Source organism: Methanolobus sp. (genome assembly GCF_016278385.1).
Taxonomy (GTDB): Archaea; Halobacteriota; Methanosarcinia; order Methanosarcinales; family Methanosarcinaceae; genus Methanolobus.
Map to the genome: position 1 here is coordinate 95,820 of NZ_JADQBY010000032.1, position 16,238 is coordinate 112,057.

The 16,238-nt window shown below is 39.7% G+C and carries 16 protein-coding genes; 7 read left to right on the top strand and 9 right to left on the bottom strand.

Annotated features, from left to right (window positions below; genetic code table 11):
• Window positions 1-34: 34 nt before the first annotated feature.
• The gene (locus QZZ23_RS12705) at window positions 35-493 is read right to left on the bottom strand and encodes a hypothetical protein (RefSeq protein WP_292470769.1); all 459 of its coding nucleotides are present in this window, start codon (window positions 491-493) and stop codon (window positions 35-37) included.
• A 46-nt stretch (window positions 494-539) separates the two neighbouring features.
• Window positions 540-1,652, bottom strand: coding sequence for a uroporphyrinogen decarboxylase family protein (locus QZZ23_RS12710; protein WP_292470771.1), 1,113 nt, complete (start codon window positions 1,650-1,652; stop codon window positions 540-542).
• Window positions 1,653-1,873: 221 nt separating this feature from the next.
• Between QZZ23_RS12710 and QZZ23_RS12715 the strand changes: the two genes are divergently transcribed.
• From QZZ23_RS12715 to QZZ23_RS12725, 3 genes are all read left to right on the top strand, one after another.
• Window positions 1,874-2,212, top strand: a complete 339-nt coding sequence (locus tag QZZ23_RS12715) for a hypothetical protein (protein ID WP_292470773.1) — start codon at window positions 1,874-1,876, stop codon at window positions 2,210-2,212.
• Between the two features lie 351 nt (window positions 2,213-2,563).
• Window positions 2,564-3,163 carry an FmdE family protein gene (locus QZZ23_RS12720; protein WP_292470775.1) on the top strand — a complete coding sequence of 200 codons (600 nt, stop codon included), beginning with the start codon at window positions 2,564-2,566 and terminating at the stop codon, window positions 3,161-3,163.
• Window positions 3,164-3,397: 234 nt separating this feature from the next.
• The gene (locus tag QZZ23_RS12725) at window positions 3,398-4,153 is read left to right on the top strand and encodes a sulfite exporter TauE/SafE family protein (protein WP_292470776.1); all 756 of its coding nucleotides are present in this window, start codon (window positions 3,398-3,400) and stop codon (window positions 4,151-4,153) included.
• Window positions 4,154-4,361: 208 nt separating this feature from the next.
• On the opposite strand, the gene QZZ23_RS12730 is transcribed toward QZZ23_RS12725, so the two are convergent.
• Together QZZ23_RS12730 and fen are read right to left on the bottom strand one after the other, a co-directional pair.
• On the bottom strand, window positions 4,362-5,144 hold the full coding sequence (locus QZZ23_RS12730) for a winged helix-turn-helix domain-containing protein (protein WP_292470778.1): 783 nt from the start codon (window positions 5,142-5,144) through the stop codon (window positions 4,362-4,364).
• Window positions 5,145-5,514: 370 nt separating this feature from the next.
• Complete coding sequence (gene fen, locus QZZ23_RS12735) at window positions 5,515-6,540, bottom strand: flap endonuclease-1 (RefSeq protein ID WP_292470780.1); 1,026 nt, start codon at window positions 6,538-6,540, stop codon at window positions 5,515-5,517.
• 198 nt (window positions 6,541-6,738) lie between these two features.
• Between fen and QZZ23_RS12740 the strand changes: the two genes are divergently transcribed.
• The 4 genes from QZZ23_RS12740 (at window position 6,739) to QZZ23_RS12755 (ending at window position 11,368) form a co-directional block, all read left to right on the top strand.
• Entirely contained in the window at window positions 6,739-6,948 is a 210-nt protein-coding gene (locus QZZ23_RS12740; RefSeq protein WP_366931356.1) for a ferredoxin, read from the top strand.
• A 60-nt stretch (window positions 6,949-7,008) separates the two neighbouring features.
• Window positions 7,009-9,420, top strand: coding sequence for a phosphoenolpyruvate synthase (ppsA, locus tag QZZ23_RS12745; RefSeq protein WP_292470781.1), 2,412 nt, complete (start codon window positions 7,009-7,011; stop codon window positions 9,418-9,420).
• Window positions 9,421-10,015: 595 nt separating this feature from the next.
• The gene (locus QZZ23_RS12750; protein ID WP_292470784.1) at window positions 10,016-10,252 is read left to right on the top strand and encodes a hypothetical protein; all 237 of its coding nucleotides are present in this window, start codon (window positions 10,016-10,018) and stop codon (window positions 10,250-10,252) included.
• 504 nt (window positions 10,253-10,756) lie between these two features.
• Window positions 10,757-11,368: a hypothetical protein gene (locus tag QZZ23_RS12755; RefSeq protein WP_292470787.1), complete on the top strand. Its 612-nt coding sequence runs from the start codon at window positions 10,757-10,759 to the stop codon at window positions 11,366-11,368.
• A gap of 52 nt (window positions 11,369-11,420) precedes the next feature.
• Here QZZ23_RS12755 and QZZ23_RS12760 read toward each other — a convergent pair whose 3' ends face one another.
• The 5 genes from QZZ23_RS12760 to QZZ23_RS12780 form a co-directional block, all read right to left on the bottom strand.
• Window positions 11,421-11,849: a VOC family protein gene (locus QZZ23_RS12760; protein ID WP_292470789.1), complete on the bottom strand. Its 429-nt coding sequence runs from the start codon at window positions 11,847-11,849 to the stop codon at window positions 11,421-11,423.
• A 113-nt stretch (window positions 11,850-11,962) separates the two neighbouring features.
• Window positions 11,963-12,736 carry an alpha/beta hydrolase gene (locus QZZ23_RS12765; protein WP_292470791.1) on the bottom strand — a complete coding sequence of 258 codons (774 nt, stop codon included), beginning with the start codon at window positions 12,734-12,736 and terminating at the stop codon, window positions 11,963-11,965.
• Window positions 12,714-13,994, bottom strand: coding sequence for a radical SAM protein (locus tag QZZ23_RS12770; RefSeq protein ID WP_292470793.1), 1,281 nt, complete (start codon window positions 13,992-13,994; stop codon window positions 12,714-12,716). Before QZZ23_RS12770 ends, QZZ23_RS12765 begins: the two co-directional genes overlap by 23 nt.
• A 10-nt stretch (window positions 13,995-14,004) precedes the next feature.
• On the bottom strand, window positions 14,005-14,745 hold the full coding sequence (locus tag QZZ23_RS12775) for a hypothetical protein (RefSeq protein WP_292470794.1): 741 nt from the start codon (window positions 14,743-14,745) through the stop codon (window positions 14,005-14,007).
• 336 nt (window positions 14,746-15,081) lie between these two features.
• Window positions 15,082-16,238, bottom strand: a 1,157-nt coding sequence (locus tag QZZ23_RS12780; protein WP_292470796.1) for a sugar-binding protein, incomplete at its 5' end; no start/stop codon positions are given.

Sequence of the window (16,238 nt, forward strand, 5' to 3'; positions counted from 1 at the left end):
TTTATCTCAGGAATCCTGAGACTTGGGTTATAATTTAAGCTCTCTTTTCTTCCAGAATCGATTCTGCGGTTTTCAGTGTCTTTGCTACACCATCGGATACGTAGAATTCATCACACTTTGGACATACAAGACCAGGTCCCGGTCTTGTGACACCCATGTATGTCATGTCCACGTTCCTCTCCAGTGCGATCTCACCGCATTTTGCACATGCCCATTCACTTGCATCGTCATAGTCGATGTCATTAAGCTCTCCGCCTGTAAGACCGATGATGTTCATTTTGTGGGCGTACACGTCTAAGAGTTCGGTAGGTGAGTAGACCGCATAGACAGTAAGGTTGTCAGAGACGCCCTTTGCAATAGCTATATCGCCATCTCTGGCTTTTAGCTTTGTACCGCTGGCCTCTGCATTTGCGATGAGCTCCTGGATTTCTTCCTTTTTGAAACCGTTGTCCTTCAGTGTGTTGTCAAGTTCTTCAGTTATCTTGATATCCATTTTGAAACACTCCTTTAATTTTACTTATTTGCTGCGATCCCCATCCTTAGAACTTCTCATACTTTCCGTGGTCTTTTGCAGCCTTTACCAGTGCATGGACATTTACAGGTGGTGCGTTGGTCGGACATTCACATGCAGTACCCAGGATGAATCCTCTTGGACTGTCCTTTCCGGCAAGTACCTGTTCTTTGGCCTGTTCGTATACCTGTGCAGGGGTTCCACGGTCTACAAGTTTAGTATCAACTGTACCGAAACAGGTGCATCTGTCACCGAAATGTTCTACCAGTTTGGAGGTAGGGAAGATGTTCTGTCCGTCATATCCGATCTGCACAATGGTGAAAGGACTCATTGGAGCGTTCTTCCACATCTGGAAGTCATCAGTGTGATTTCCACAAAGGTGGTAGTAGACACCGGGTCCTGCTCCGGAATTCAAGACTTTCCTCACTGCACGGGAAACGGGCTGGAAACTGAACCTTTTGATCTGTTCTGTGTCCATGAGGTCACCACTGGCAATTACTGATCCTGTGATCATTACGTTGGCACCGTACCTCTCTGATGTTGCTTTACAGGCATTCACCATGTGGTCACCGGCCTTTACACAGAGCTTGTCAACGAGTTCCGGCTCTGTTATCATCCACATGAAGACGTCCTCGATAGCAGCCCAGTTGGTTGCTACTTCCATTGTTCCTCCTAACTGTGTGATAGGAGCGAACATATGAGGAAATTCTTCTTTGCATGTATCTAGTGCCTTGTAGTGTGTTGTGAGAGTTGGACCTTTGGTCAGTTCATCAACATCAAGGACCTCGAAGTTGTCTACATCTTCGGCTGTCTTGATAGGACGCTTTGTGATACCTGGTGGTGAGTTGGTCTGGATCTTTATTTCAGCTCCATAGTCCTGTCCCCAGTAGTCAGCATACAAATAATGGCCAACAGGAGTGACATCATAGAGTTCACATGCATGGCATACCATTCGTATCGCTTCATCGGGATTCTGATAAAAATATCCTGCATTTTTCCTAAACAAGCTTGCAGCATGGGACAAGATGATCGGGTCTACGATAACTCTTTCAGAAGGCTTGTCAACCCAAGGTGTTGTCCACAAATTTCCTGCATCTTCGAGCCAATTTTGATCTATTGGTGCATAATCTTTTGCTGGCATGATTTGATCACCCATGTTCTTGTTTGGTCGGCAGACAACGAAAATAACACATTTCCGGTTACTGCCTCCGGTTTAATTATTAATTACTGATGGTCGGTAAAACAGACCAAGGTCCGCAATTACTGACTAAAGAGAAATAGCAAGCTGGAGTTATATATAATAACTTCAGGTAATTAATCAACATTAGGATTATTATCAATAGTATATTCCACGTTCAAATAATGATTATAACAAACACCATACTCCAGAACGATACCATGCAGGAAGACTTTGATAGAGAAAAAAAAAGGACCTTTGATATTATCAAGGGCTTGGATATTGACAGAAAGGGGGCGATAAAGCAAGGTTCTCAGTATTTCAAGCCATTGAGTAGGACAATAATGAACTATGCTAATCATCCTGAAGCTAAGTTTGATGGAGAGATAGGAGTATTGGAAAAGAGGCATATTCAGACTAATTCTATCGTTTATATCGGCAAGGAAGCTAACAATATTGATGAACAGGAATTAAATGTAGAATTTGCTCAGGTGTTCATTGATGAAAATTCGTACATTCGTTAAATGCAATATTTCGTCATTAATTACATAGCCTTGAATTCCTCCACAATAATTGGCAAATAATTGAGTTTTATGTTTTACGACAGCATATATTGAACATCACTGTATTTCAAATCTTTTTGAAACCGTTATCTTTAAATATAGACAAATAAATTGTATAATATCGGTTTTGTAGGTAGAATCCAATACCGTGCAAATGAGTTTCTGGAGATATTAAATGTGGAAAATAGAAAATGCTTGAACTTGGATTCAAATCCCACGGATACCGTTGTCCAGGAATGCTACTTGAATTGAGACTAGCTTGGAAAGCCATGGAAAATCTTGGCATATTAAGAGCAAAAAGAGGATGCTAAAATGATTGACGTAAATGACTATCTTGAAACAGGATTTATTTTTCACGGCCATAGGTGCCCTGCTATGCCACTTGGAATGAGAATCGGAGCTGCTGCTATGAATGCACTAGGGGTTGACAGATCGAAAGATAAGGAACTCCATCTGATTGCAGAGACCGGAAATGATCATGCAGCTGGGTGTTTTGTTGATGGCCTTATGGCTATTACTGGCTGTACTTATGGAAAAAGCAATATTGAGAAGACCTACTATGGTAAAATGGCTTTTACACTCATCGATACCATTAATCAAAAGGCAGTCAGAGCATATATAAAGCCTGAATTCTTTGGAAATATGCTAAAATCTCCTTTTGTTGAACAGAGGAAAATGGGTGTACCGCCACAGGACATTAATTCTGAGATCGCTGAGCCATTGGTTAACAAAATACTAAGCATACCGGAAGAAAACTTCCTCGTTATCAGCCCAGTTTTCGATTATCCTTTTGAAAAGAAAAAAGGGGTTTTTGATACAGCATTGTGTGAGGAATGCGGTGAACGTACATTTGCTCATAAATTGCAGGATGTTAATGGCAAAATGCTTTGCAAACCCTGTGCTGACAAATAAGTAGTAGATAAACTGGAGCAGTTGGTGTTATGATCGAATTGTTTGCCGAATTCATATTTGAGTACAATTTTCCAAATGCGAAGAAATGGTAATCAAAAAATATGCATGTATGCTCGATGACAAGATAGTCTGCCATCCGTATTTGGAAAAAGTGTATAAGCTTTAGGTGCAATTGCACCAACCATTTTTACATAATTTACATAATATACTGCTACAAAGTCTGGAATTGATTATATGGATATTATCATAATTGCTGTTATTATCTTTTTTTTAGCTGTTATATTTTCAATGCTTGGCCTAGGTGGTTCCTTGGTATATGTGCCTTTATTTTACTGGCTTGGTATTGATATGCTCATAGCAATACCTACAGCATTGCTTCTCAATGGTATAACTGCCAGCTCAGCAGCAATCACGTATTACAGAAAAAAAATGATAGACTTACAAGTGGCCGCTCCTTTTGTATTGACTTCCATCATAGGGGCTCCACTCGGTGCTTACTTTACTAAGTTCATTTCAACTGAGATACTACTATGGATACTCAGCATTGTGTTGATTTTTGCCGGATCACGCATGTTATTTTTTGGAAAAAAAGGAGAAAAGGATGTATCTACTAGTGTCACGAATAAAAAAAACAGATCCATCATTGGTATCGTTCTTGGATTTTTGATAGGTTTTTTTGCAGGACTTCTCGGACTTGGCGGTGGCGTATTCATTGTCCCCATTTTAATAGCACTTGGGTATGAGACAAAACGTGCTTCTGCCACATCAGCTTTTATTGTATTGTTCTCCTCTTTCTCAGGGTTCTTTGGTCATCTGACCACAGGACATTTAGACATGACTCTCATGATCTATACAGCTGTAGCTGCATTCGCAGGAGGACAGGTAGGTTCTCATCTAATGCACAGCAAAATGAAATCAGAAACAATCAAACAGATGTTTGGTGTGGTTTTGTGGATAATGGCTATCAAAATCGTTTATGGATTGATATAATTTTAATTTTGTGTGGGTAGCATAGGATTTTCGTGCTTTCCTATGCACCTATTATCGAATATTTTACCGATTATCACTTAAATTGTGTCGTTCATGCAAAGAATGGCATTTTCTGCTTACCGATATCCCCAATTTGCTATGAGATAGATAAGATTTGAACCAAATCATTAATTCTTAAAATGACAATCTTTTTCGAGACAACAAAATTCTACTTTATCTTCTCAGATCTCTCCTTATAATACTGGAAAAGATCCTGTCCCCAGTTACGGGCACTTTCCTCGAAGCTCAGGACCTTCTTGTGATCAAAGAAACCATCCTTGTTGAAGAAAGCTATGAGCATCAGATCATCGGTTACCGAGAGAGCACCTAATTTCATGGATTCATCATCACAGATATACATATGAGAGTTCTTCGAGTTAATCATTGCATCGTGTTGTTCGGTATATTCATCCCTCAGTCTTTCGTAGACAGGGCGTGTCAGGATGAGATTATAGTTGACCTCATTCTTTGCCAGTTCAGAATAATTATAAGGGCATGTCGGGCAAAAATAGGAGTAAAAGGTGCAAACATTCCTTGTTTGCTTAAGGCTGGTCAGCAGCGCTTTTGGAGGCTCGAAAAGGTGGTTGAGGTCAGGTTCATGTATCAGAATCTCACCAAGGTTCCCAATCCTGTCAAGAAGGAACTCAGGTATAGGGTCAAGGTTTCTGCTGTCCCAGTAATCCTTGTTATCCTCCACGACATTCAGGGTCTCGATCAGAGGTCTTATCTTTTTCATGATCAGCTTTCCAATGCTTGTCAGCCTGCATTGATCATCCTTCTGTTCAATAAGTCCCTGTTCAAAGAGTATCTTCACCTGGGCCATTATAGCACTGGTAGTTCCTGTCAGAGAATCTTTTATCTCATCAACGGAAGCTGGTCCGTCCATTAACATTAGAAGAGTGTTCTTTCTCTTTTCCGACAGAAACACCGTACTTATTAATTCGGCCTTCATTGTAACTTCCCTATTATTATTTTGTTTTGCTAGTATAAATTTTTGTGCCCGTTTGGACTGATTATCCGCCTGTTTCTTAGTATATATAACACAGTTAAAACAACACGAATTATAGTACAGTGTTAACGCTGTTAACATGCTTAATCCAAACTTACTTATTGAGGTTATATTTACAACATTCACTCAGATGCTTTGTTCATGAGTTTAAAAGACTTACTCCTCCAAAGAGACACATACATTATTTCTTAATATGAACTGATATTTTTTTAACTATGTAAATAATAGGGTAACAGAAAAAAAGAAAATATCGAAAAATGTAAATATCAATCAGAAGGAAAGCTGCCTTTTATAATATTTAATATAAGCTTTTTCACCAGTCACCAAGACACGACTGACACTCAGAAGCAGCCCTTTCATCAAGTATTTGAGTGTTTTTCATGACCTGCTTTTCAGAGAATCCCTTTTCAGTGACAAGGAAATCAAATAATTTATCAGAACATGGTTTGCACCATTTGAGATTATAATCAGTGGTAACAGGAGGGTTCAGGAAGAAATCCCTGATCTCTTCAACTGAAGTGCAAGCTCGAATATCCTTATTTTCTTCCTTTATCACAGTAGCAATATCACCGTGTTGGCGAATAAATTTCAAAGCTGTTTTTGCACCTACCCGGTGCATTCCTTCGTTGAAATCTGTACCTATACAAATAGCAAGATCAATGAGCTGGTCCCTGCTCAGGTCAAGTTCTGCAAGACTGCCAGAAAGAGAGATGTGCTCTGGTGTCTTTGCCACATACTTGTTCTGTCCCGGGACCTTCCGTTTTCCGGTACTTCCAAGATTGCGGACAACATCCTCTGCACCAAAAAGGAAAACATCATAATCCTGTGAACCAACAAGGTCGGCATCCCCATTGGAGACCATGAAAGCTGCCTGAGCCTCTGCTTCTGACTCTGCCTGTATCCACGGGATGCCCATGATCTCAAGAAGCTTCTTTGAGCTGGCAAGGATATCAGGTGTTATCCTGGAAGTTCCCTGTGCGTATTTTTTCATATCCTCAAGATTGCCTTCATCCTTAGCTATCTCATAATTGAGGGCTGCATTCTCTTTGCATTCCTTGCGCTTTTCCAGTGTGTCTCTTTTCATCTCTGGTGGCTTACCATCAAAGATAAAGACGGGTTTGATGTTAGATTCCCGGAGTTTGCTGGTCCTTGAGAACAGACCGGTAAGATGAGATACAGGATTCCCCGAAGAATCCGTGAGCAATGAACCATCACGCTGGCGAATGGCACTCAGGAACTGGTAAATAGTATTGTAAGCATCGATAGCTATCACTTTACCACCGAGTTCTTCGTAAGTTATAGGGTTTTTTGTGAGTAATATTCCTATTTGTGTGCCCATGATGATTTTCCTTTTTTAGTATTCCTTTTATACATTGGTATTTTGTTTTCAATGGTCATTCTGGTTTATAGTAGTATCCAAAAAGCACTATTATTTGATTTTACTTTCAAGACTAATGTCTTATGTACTATGGAAATTAAATATTATCATTATTGTTCATTTAAGGGGGAGTAAAGTATAGCAGACAAAAATAGCAAACTGCCGAAAAATGTTCCAGGTCCATATTATGTTGATGAAAGTTGTATTTCATGCCAAATCTGTACAGATGAGGCTCCAAAACACTTTAAAATGACTGATATTAATTCGAATGCCTTTGTTTTCAAACAGCCAAAAACTGATGCAGAAAAAGATGTTTGCGAAAAAGCATTGAGTATTTGTCCGGTTGGTGCCATTGGAAATGATGAATAAAAATAATGTTGAATTACACAATTGAATTTAAATTAATTAAAATATAAATGGAGTGGGACTATGACAGGAAATAGTAAGTATACCCGGTGGTTTGACGAAATAAGTATAGATGACATTCCTTCTGTGGGAGGAAAGAATGCATCCCTTGGAGAGATGTACAGGGAACTGACAGATAAAGATATCAAGATACCTAATGGTTTTGCGATTACTGCAGATGCATACTGGCATGTCCTGAAGTCTGCAGGCGTACTTGATGATCTTAAAACGTCACTTGAAGGACTTGATATCGATGATATCACCGACCTTTCACTGAGAGGCAAGAAAGCGAGGAATATCGTACTTGATGCAGGCATCCCTGATGATCTCTGGGATGAAATAAAGACGGCATATGACAAACTTTGCCAGCAGTATGGAGAGGATACGGACGTGGCAGTGCGCAGTTCTGCAACCGCAGAGGACCTTCCTAATGCATCCTTTGCAGGTCAGCAGGAGACTTACCTGAACATTCATGGTTACCATTCATTAAAAGATGCCTGCAACAGGTGTTTTGCATCACTTTTCACCGACAGGGCGATATCATACAGAGTGAACAACGGATTCGATCACTTTACAGTCGGCCTTTCAATAGGCGTGATGAAGATGGTGCGCTCGGACCTAGCATCAAGCGGTGTGATATTTACCATCGACACCGAATCGGGTTTTGAGAATGTAGTATTCATAACCGGAGCTTACGGTCTTGGAGAGAATGTAGTGCAGGGACTTGTCAATCCTGATGAGTTCTATGTGTTCAAACCTACTCTGAAAGAAGGCTTCAAGCCTATCATTAAGAAAACGAGGGGCAGTAAAGAGATAAAGATGATCTACGGCCGGGGCGATTCCCGTGTGATGACCCGTAACGTAGACGTGCCGGAGGCAGACAGGAAGCGTTATTGTATTACGGATGATGAAGCCCTGACGCTGGCAAAATTTGCAGTGACCATCGAGGACCATTATTCTAAAAAGAGAAAGAAACATGTGCCTATGGATGTGGAGTGGGCCAAGGATGGCGAAACCGGAGAGTTGTTCATAGTCCAGGCAAGACCGGAAACCGTGCAGTCCCAGAAAAGAAAGGATGTTCTTGAGACTTATTACCTTGATGAGAGTACGGATGTCATTGTCATGGGAAGAAGTGTGGGTTCGAAGATAGCTGCCGGCAACGTCCATGTCATCACCGATGTCTCAAAACTTCCTGATTTCAAGACAGGGGAAATACTTGTTGCTGATACCACAACACCGGACTGGGAGCCTGTGATGAAGCGGGCTGCTGCCATCATAACCAATAAAGGTGGAAGGACCTGCCATGCAGCTATTGTGAGTCGTGAACTTGGAATCCCGGCGGTTGTAGGTACAGGGGATGCAACGGAAAAACTGAGAGATGGTATGGAAGTCACGGTGAATTGTGCAGAAGGGGATGCAGGTAAAGTGCATGAAGGTATCCTTCCGTTCCACATTGAAACGGTTGATCTCAAGGGCCTGGAGAAGGCAAAAACTGAGATTATGATGAACCTGGGCAATCCCGAGGAAGCCTTTACGATGTCCATGATACCAAATGACGGTATAGGACTTGCAAGACTTGAGTTCATCATTACCAGCTATATCAAAGTGCATCCTATGGCGCTTGTGCATCCTGAAAAGGTGAAGGATGCAGAAGTACTAAAACAGATAGAGGAACTCACAGGCAGGTACGAGAATAAAGCAGACTTTTTCGTGGAGAAGCTCTCAGAAGGAGTGGCAACCATTACAGCAGCATTCCACCCGAAGCCGGTAGTAGTGCGTATGAGCGATTTCAAGTCCAACGAGTATGAGACTCTTCTGGGCGGTGAGTACTTCGAGTTTAAGGAGAGCAACCCCATGATTGGTTTCAGGGGAGCATCCCGGTACTATGACGAGCGTTACAGGGAAGGCTTCGCTCTTGAGTGCAAAGCCATGAAAAAAGTGAGAGATGAAATGGGCCTGACCAATCTCATACTTATGATTCCGTTCTGCCGCCGAGTAGAAGAAGCCGAAAAAGTCCTCGAAGAAATGAAAAAGAACGGTCTCGTCAGAGGAGAGAACGGCCTCCAGGTCTACATGATGACCGAGATTCCAAGCAACGTCCTGCTGATAGACGAGTTCAGCCAGTACTTCGATGGCTTCTCCATCGGCTCCAACGACCTGACACAACTAACTCTTGGTATTGATAGAGATTCCGAAATCCTTGCATCATCTTTTGATGAACGTGATGAGGCCGTAAAGAAGATAGTTTCAATGGCGATACAAGGCGCTAAAAGGAACAATAAGCACAGTGGTCTTTGTGGTCAGGCTCCCAGTGATTACCCGGAGTTCGCTGAGTTTCTGGTGAGAGAGGGAATAGATTCTATTTCACTGAATCCTGATTCGGTGATGAAGATCACGCTGAAGGTGCTGGAGATTGAGAAAGGGATAGGGAGATGATAATTTGGAGGAAAAGATAAAGACGTGACAAGCTATCGAATAATCAAATAGACACAGCAAAAGCAGGGTAACATTTGATGTGAGAAAAAGATAGAAGAATAGCAGGGAACTTTATTCAGTTGTAAGATTTGTGGTATACCAGTTTATGACACTAGCAAATTTGCAAAATATTATCAAGAAGATTGACTTAGCCAGATACTTTCAAACAAAAGAATCACCAAATTAGAATGGAGGGAATTATGACCTAATTTGATAGGCTCAAATGTCAAATGTGTTTCTGAACATACACATATATAGGGGCCGTCTAGTTAGAATTTTTGCATAAAAGCTTATCCTTTTTTTTGTTAACATCAACACATTTTTTTGTAGGGGCAGTAGCTATATATAACATAAATATGGCCCACTTCATGGTTAAAAAATCTATTATGTATAGAGGAGTCTGCTTTGAGGATTTAATTGAAAACTATCTGAACAGAGAACGCACCTCAATTTGCCAATTCCTGCACTTCCTCTGCAGAGACGATATTTCACAGTACTTAGAGAACGTACTGTGTATGCCAACAACCGTTGGCATTAAAAATATAGCATTTCTTCAATGATAAAACTCTTCATTGTGATGTGTTTTAGGCAGCTATCCTATGAAAAAATAGTTGCTCCACTAACAGAAGATGAAGCAATACTGCTCGCATTTTTTGATGACAATGATATCATAAGACTTCCTTCACTAAAGACATTACATCACTTTGTCAAATACCGACTAGGTGATGAAGGACTAAATGAAATAATGATATTGGTTGCTGAAAGGCTTCTTAAACTCACTCAAATAAAATAAATATGTGGTTAGGTTCGATATAAGAAGAGTTAGAGTAAAGAGTAGAAAACTCTACTCTCTACTGAGTTTTGTATCGTATCAGTTGCTTGTACTTGCAGAAGTCCATCATGGGTTTAAGAAAAGGAATTCATTTGGGAGATTTTATTGAAAATGTTTAGTCTAATTAGAATGGGTGGATTTGGGAGCTAATTAGATATCCTCTCAAAAAGGATATTCTCTTTTTCAAAGAGCTTATTGAGGAAGGGAACGTAGAAACAGTCATTGATAGGAAATATTCGCTGGAGCAGATAGTAGAAGCCTAAAGATATGTTGAAACTGGACATAAAAAGGGAAATGTCGTAATAACCCTTGACAAATGATGTTTTTCGATACGAACTGGAATATACTGGTATAAATAGAGAACAGGATCTATTTAATTGTTCCAAATATATAAATAATAGAACTTCGGTATATGACTTCTGTCTACTAATATCAACCATCAATCCTCGTTAAGGAGCCTCCACAATGAAATTACCTGTACCTATAAAGCACGCACTCATTGAAGCGGTCATCAAACAGTATACCGAATATCAATCCTCTTCAATGATCAGCAAAGAACCTGTTACATTCTCAATCCCCGTAACGAAGATACTGGAAGGTGCAGAAGACTTTGGTATGACCAGATCAGACATTCAAACCACAGTTATTGACAATGAAGGTTCGCTTTCATACAGTGATGATCTGGAAAACTTGCAGTTCATTTCACCTTTTACCCGAACCTCCAGCCTTTATAATGAATGCCTTGATTACATCAGGAAAAACACATCCGCCAATGCAAAATTCACCCTTGAGTATGACCCTGCAATAAAAGAATCCCTCATATACAATTTCTTCTCAGGTTCCATCGTAATGATAGTACCTGATAGCATGACCAGCCTGTCCCAACTCAGATTTGCTCTCATGGCCGGAGGAAGTAAGCTCCGTGCGATTATGGATAGCATAGGCGGTGGATGGGTCTATGTGTTCCCTAAATTTATCATGGAATACATGGAATGTGGCAAGATGCCAGCTAAGGATACAAATGTGCAGCAGGTTCTTGCATGTTATCTTGCGGACATGTTCCCTGAAGAAGCTTGAATATCAAGCATTAACCTATTAACCAATTATCCATTTTTCATCTGACAATGGGTCATTCTACTTCTTCATCATAGTTGAACTGCCAGCCAACCCCGAATTTATCAGTCACATAACCATATAGTTTGGCCCAGAACGTTTCCTCAAGTTCCATGCCCACGGTGCCACCATCTTTCCTGATCCTGTTGTACATCTTCTTTATCTTTTCCATATCGTTGCCAATTATCACAAGACTGACATTGTTCCCGACAGTAAAAGGCATGCCAGGTGGAATGTCAGAGAACATCACGGTGCTTCCCTCTATGTCAAGAGAGGTATGCAATATGAAGTCCGCATTGTCCTCTGTAACAGAAAAAGAGTCGTCATCATCCGGCATATCCCTGTACAGCATGAACTCAGGTTTCTCAGTCTCAAAAACATCAGCATAGAATTCTACAGCTTCACGACAGTTCCCGTTAAAATTTATGTATGTTCGTATAGTCATCTTACTCACTCCCAACTTGACCTTAATTATCAATATTTGAAACTCACTTGCTTAAATAAGTTCCTGATATTCAAAGTAATAAACCGGGAAAATATTGTCATTAAAAAATAAAATTAAACAAATGTTGAATTCAAATACCCAAAAACGATATCGTTGAACTTGTCATATTGCTCGATCGAGCATACATGACCGCAGTTATCAATTATTTCAACCCTGGAATTACTTCTTTTCTTAGTGTGCCTTAAAGTGTCTTTTAAAAACAGATGATCCTCATTTCCTGAAACAAACAGGATTTTGATATCATCATTTAGTTCATCCAGCCATGTTAAACTATTCTTTGTTTGTGGGATGAGATCCACCCACTTACAAAACTCATTATAACCCATTTTTTTTGCTTCATTCACGAAAATACTCCGTGATCTCCTGTGGTTTTTCCTTGGAAGTATAATGTAGGCAAAAAACCTGTAAAGGATCATGTAATTTATCATTTGTTTGAAATTAATCGCTAAAAAAAGCAGGAATTTTGTTCTCAGATTGAACTTAACAATTCCTCCACCCATAATTAATGAAGTTACTTTTTTAGGAAATAATACAGCAAATCGCAGGCAAATTAGAGAACTGAAGGAAAAACCCAGGAAATGGGCTTTTTCGATATTATAGAAATTTAACGTATTATAAATAAGCTTACAGACTTTATTCAGGTCAATATCTCCATTTACTTTATCCTTGTGCATTTCCAGCACAAGCAGATTATAATGTTTTGAAAAGAACTCTGTCTGTTTTTTCCAGGTTCTGGCACTGCCTCCAAAACCATGAACAAATACAATCCAATCGACATAATCGTTTTTATGGTGAACTTCAGCACTAAATCTTTTTTCTTCTGCCATCGGTTATTCCTTTCTTGAAAGAAAGATACTTTAAAAACAGAGGAAAGTTCTTCCTGTTATGTTCTGGCATTTTCTGAAATAGCTCTCCTGCCAATGCTTCCCATTCTTTGGCCCGGTCAAAGCTTTTCCTGGCAAGATCTTCAGGTGATTCAGGATTTGCTAAATGGGTTGATTTTGCCCCTCCGGCATTTACTACATCAATAATTGCCTGTGGATTATCGATTAAAGGACAGGGTCTCAGGGGATTATCTGAAAAAGGCTGGGCATCCCTAAAAGCAGTGAAGAATTTAGACCTGAGGGCTTCGGCAAGCGACACATCATATATATTTGAATCTGAATAGTGGCAGAATGCACATGGTTCAACGTCACCTTTCGCATTGATATGAGCAAAACCAACACCTGCACCAATGCAACCGAAAGACAGATGTCCGTTGTTCCAGAAATCAACGATAACATAGTCGTGTTTTACACAGTAATCCCTGATCTTTTCCAGAACGTATGCCCTCTGCTCGGCAGTACATACCATGGAAGTATCGGCATCGCTTCCCACCGGGATATACTGGAACATCCATCCAAACCAGGCACCCTGTTCACGCATTTTATCAAGGAAGTCATCGCTGGCTATGGTTCTGTAATTTCTTGAATGATAGCAGGCTGAAAAAGCAAAACCAATATCCCTGGATCTTAAAATATCCATGGCTCGAATAGCTTTATCGTAAACGCCCGCCCCTCTTCTAAAATCAGTTTCTTCAGCTGTCCCTTCAATACTAATGAAAACATTCAAATTTCCCAATTCAGCCATCGCATCGGCGAATTCTTCATCGATCAAAGTGGCATTGGTAAATGCACCGAATGTCATTTTATTATGCTTTTTGCATAATTTAAGAATATCTTCTTTCCTGAGTAAAGGTTCGCCACCGGTCATCAGGCAATCCATAATTCCTAATTCTTCAGCCTGGTTTAAAATATCGTCAAACTTTTCATATGAAATGTTGTGACCGCTTTCATAATCCTGGGACCAGCATCCTTTACACCTCAAATTACAGTTACTGGTAGGATCGACAAGAAGGACCCTGGGGAGAGAGCATTTATTCTTAAATCCATTATACAGTTCTTTCAAAGTGATGAAATCACCCATTGTCAGATGAGTTGCTATTCCTTTAGCTGAAAAAAATTGCTTGCTCCTGTAGATGTAAGCTTTATGATGCGGGAAGGAAGGTATTTGCTCCTTCTTCCCGTTGATCATTAGGTATTTCAATTGCAAAACCTCAAACCTGTTTTTTAGTCACAGATACTTTTTGCGGAATAATTCCATCAAAAACAAACTCACCATCTGAATTAGAGGTCAGGCTGGTTATTTCAAGTCCTGGAACAACTGTATAGATCCGAGGGAAATAATCTTCCATTATATCTACACTTTCTTCTTCCATATATTTACCAGGAAGTGAAACGGCCCCTAGCTTAAATTCTTCCGGTTCTCCGTTCAATTGATTGTTCGTAATGCTGATCTTTCCCTTACTGTAAATATTTAGAGTATCTGGCAGTGGAATAGGCACATCACCTGCAACATCTGAATACAGATCTTCTTTGAGTCTTTTTATGTCAGCTGTGCTTGATCCTTCCATGGTTCCATCTGGTGAAACTTTTACCTGAAGGTCATCAAACCACCAAAATGCAGGTGCAATTTCATTCAACAAAGCTGTTGACTCTGCTGCATTTAAAGCAAACTGTCTTCTCTCATATTCTGAGAATTCAAAATTATAATCATCGATTGATTCTTTTCCCACATTTTCCATGTATTCTTCCAGTTCTACACCATTCATACCTTCAAATTCTATTTGCATACCGGTTTTTTCCAGAGCGCTCAAATAATCCTCTGTAGTATATTCAACCCCGAGATCTTTAGGTCCAAGTAATGAAAAACTTGCATATACCCAGGATACACTAACTAAAATCAATACAAAAACTGCCAATAACACATATGTGAGTTTTCTTTTTTCTTCATTCATTGTATCACTCATCAATTACCATATTATTATAATAAACATTCAACACTATTAATATTTAAATGAATTCTTTGTTTAATAGATAATATATGAATAGAGAATGTAACCTGTGCAGATCTAAAAAAAGAAACTGAACGAAAATATATAGGGTTATTAGTATGCAATTTTATAGTCAAAGAACGTAACATGTGCAATTGGATAAGGCATGGTCATAGGTAAAATGCGCATGAATATATAAGGATATTGAGAGAACCAAACCATAAAAAAAGATGGCGCAAAATATGCGCCTCAATTTACAATTTTCTTTTTGATTTAACAGCAATAACCGCCTGAGCAATTTCACTTTACCGGGACGACAATTGTTGCTTCAAACCAGTTATCTGGTTTGGCATAGGAATCCAGTGGGATATTGCAATAATTGAACTTATTTAAACTATCTTCAATATCCATATCATTTACAGCAATAAGCATACCAACAATGTCATTTGTAGATCTCCCGCCGATATCGCTCCAGGGTACCGCAACCTCGATGATATAGCCTGTATCTACATCACTGGCATTATTAACCGTGCCCTGTAAATTCACCTTTTTTATCATATTAATGACATAATCATAATCTTTTCCGTTGCCAGTACCTACATCATCTATTACCCCATCATTTAAGTTTATTATGAAGTGGTAATCATCTGTCTGCATTGAGGTTCCACCATTATTCAGGGTATCGATATATAGCTCAACGCTGTCATCTAAATGTAAACCACCCTGACTAAGCACTCTTTTTGCCTGGAAATCAGAATCAGAAACATCGTAGACAAGGTAAAGATATGTATCATCGTACATTGCCTTTATTGTTGCTGAAGTATCATCTTCTGAGCCTTTGCCAGAGACTGTAACACCTGCCGTGCTTTGCCAATCGCTTAGATCCCCATCAATAGAAACCGTTCCGTAAGTGATATTCATGCCATCACAGAAAGTATCAGAAACAGCAGCTTTATCTGAAACACCGATTTTCTCAGGAACATCTTCTTTTCCAAATATATTCATAATAAAATTACTATTTGCAAGAGAGATGAACTTGTCAATAATGCCCTTGGATGCTTGGGCTGTATTACCAAATACTCCGATGCTCACCCTTTTAGAATTTAGCCCCTGATTATTACTGTGACTTAACAATGGGAATACGGAGTCCATGAGCTGGCTTAAGCTATCACTAATTACCCATCCAGGTTCATACCAGCTGCCTGAACCCTCCTGTAAATGATAATCATGGTTTGCCCCATCCACAAATAAAGGATCAATATTCATGTTGTTTGAATATGTGATACTTCCTCCACTATATTCTCCAACATTGTTGTAAACATCGTTATACTCAGCAACAACACTGTGGGTCGAAGGCTCCCAGTTTTGAATTCCATAACCCGAACCCGGTAAAGCAGGATGTTCTTTGGAATTTACAATGATGTTATTTTTGACCAATACATCAATTCCAGAATAAG

What these genes read in the sequence shown, in the direction of transcription:
- QZZ23_RS12705 (WP_292470769.1), bottom strand. Translation starts at nt 493, where the DNA reads ATGGATATCAAGATAACTGAAGAACTTGACAACACACTGAAGGACAAC.
- QZZ23_RS12710 (WP_292470771.1), bottom strand. Translation starts at nt 1,652, where the DNA reads ATGCCAGCAAAAGATTATGCACCAATAGATCAAAATTGGCTCGAAGAT.
- QZZ23_RS12715 (WP_292470773.1), top strand. Translation starts at nt 1,874, where the DNA reads ATGATTATAACAAACACCATACTCCAGAACGATACCATGCAGGAAGAC.
- QZZ23_RS12720 (WP_292470775.1), top strand. Translation starts at nt 2,564, where the DNA reads ATGATTGACGTAAATGACTATCTTGAAACAGGATTTATTTTTCACGGC.
- QZZ23_RS12725 (WP_292470776.1), top strand. Translation starts at nt 3,398, where the DNA reads ATGGATATTATCATAATTGCTGTTATTATCTTTTTTTTAGCTGTTATA.
- QZZ23_RS12730 (WP_292470778.1), bottom strand. Translation starts at nt 5,144, where the DNA reads ATGAAGGCCGAATTAATAAGTACGGTGTTTCTGTCGGAAAAGAGAAAG.
- fen (WP_292470780.1), bottom strand. Translation starts at nt 6,540, where the DNA reads ATGGGCACACAAATAGGAATATTACTCACAAAAAACCCTATAACTTAC.
- ppsA (WP_292470781.1), top strand. Translation starts at nt 7,009, where the DNA reads ATGACAGGAAATAGTAAGTATACCCGGTGGTTTGACGAAATAAGTATA.
- QZZ23_RS12750 (WP_292470784.1), top strand. Translation starts at nt 10,016, where the DNA reads ATGATAAAACTCTTCATTGTGATGTGTTTTAGGCAGCTATCCTATGAA.
- QZZ23_RS12755 (WP_292470787.1), top strand. Translation starts at nt 10,757, where the DNA reads ATGAAATTACCTGTACCTATAAAGCACGCACTCATTGAAGCGGTCATC.
- QZZ23_RS12760 (WP_292470789.1), bottom strand. Translation starts at nt 11,849, where the DNA reads ATGACTATACGAACATACATAAATTTTAACGGGAACTGTCGTGAAGCT.
- QZZ23_RS12765 (WP_292470791.1), bottom strand. Translation starts at nt 12,736, where the DNA reads ATGGCAGAAGAAAAAAGATTTAGTGCTGAAGTTCACCATAAAAACGAT.
- QZZ23_RS12775 (WP_292470794.1), bottom strand. Translation starts at nt 14,745, where the DNA reads ATGAATGAAGAAAAAAGAAAACTCACATATGTGTTATTGGCAGTTTTT.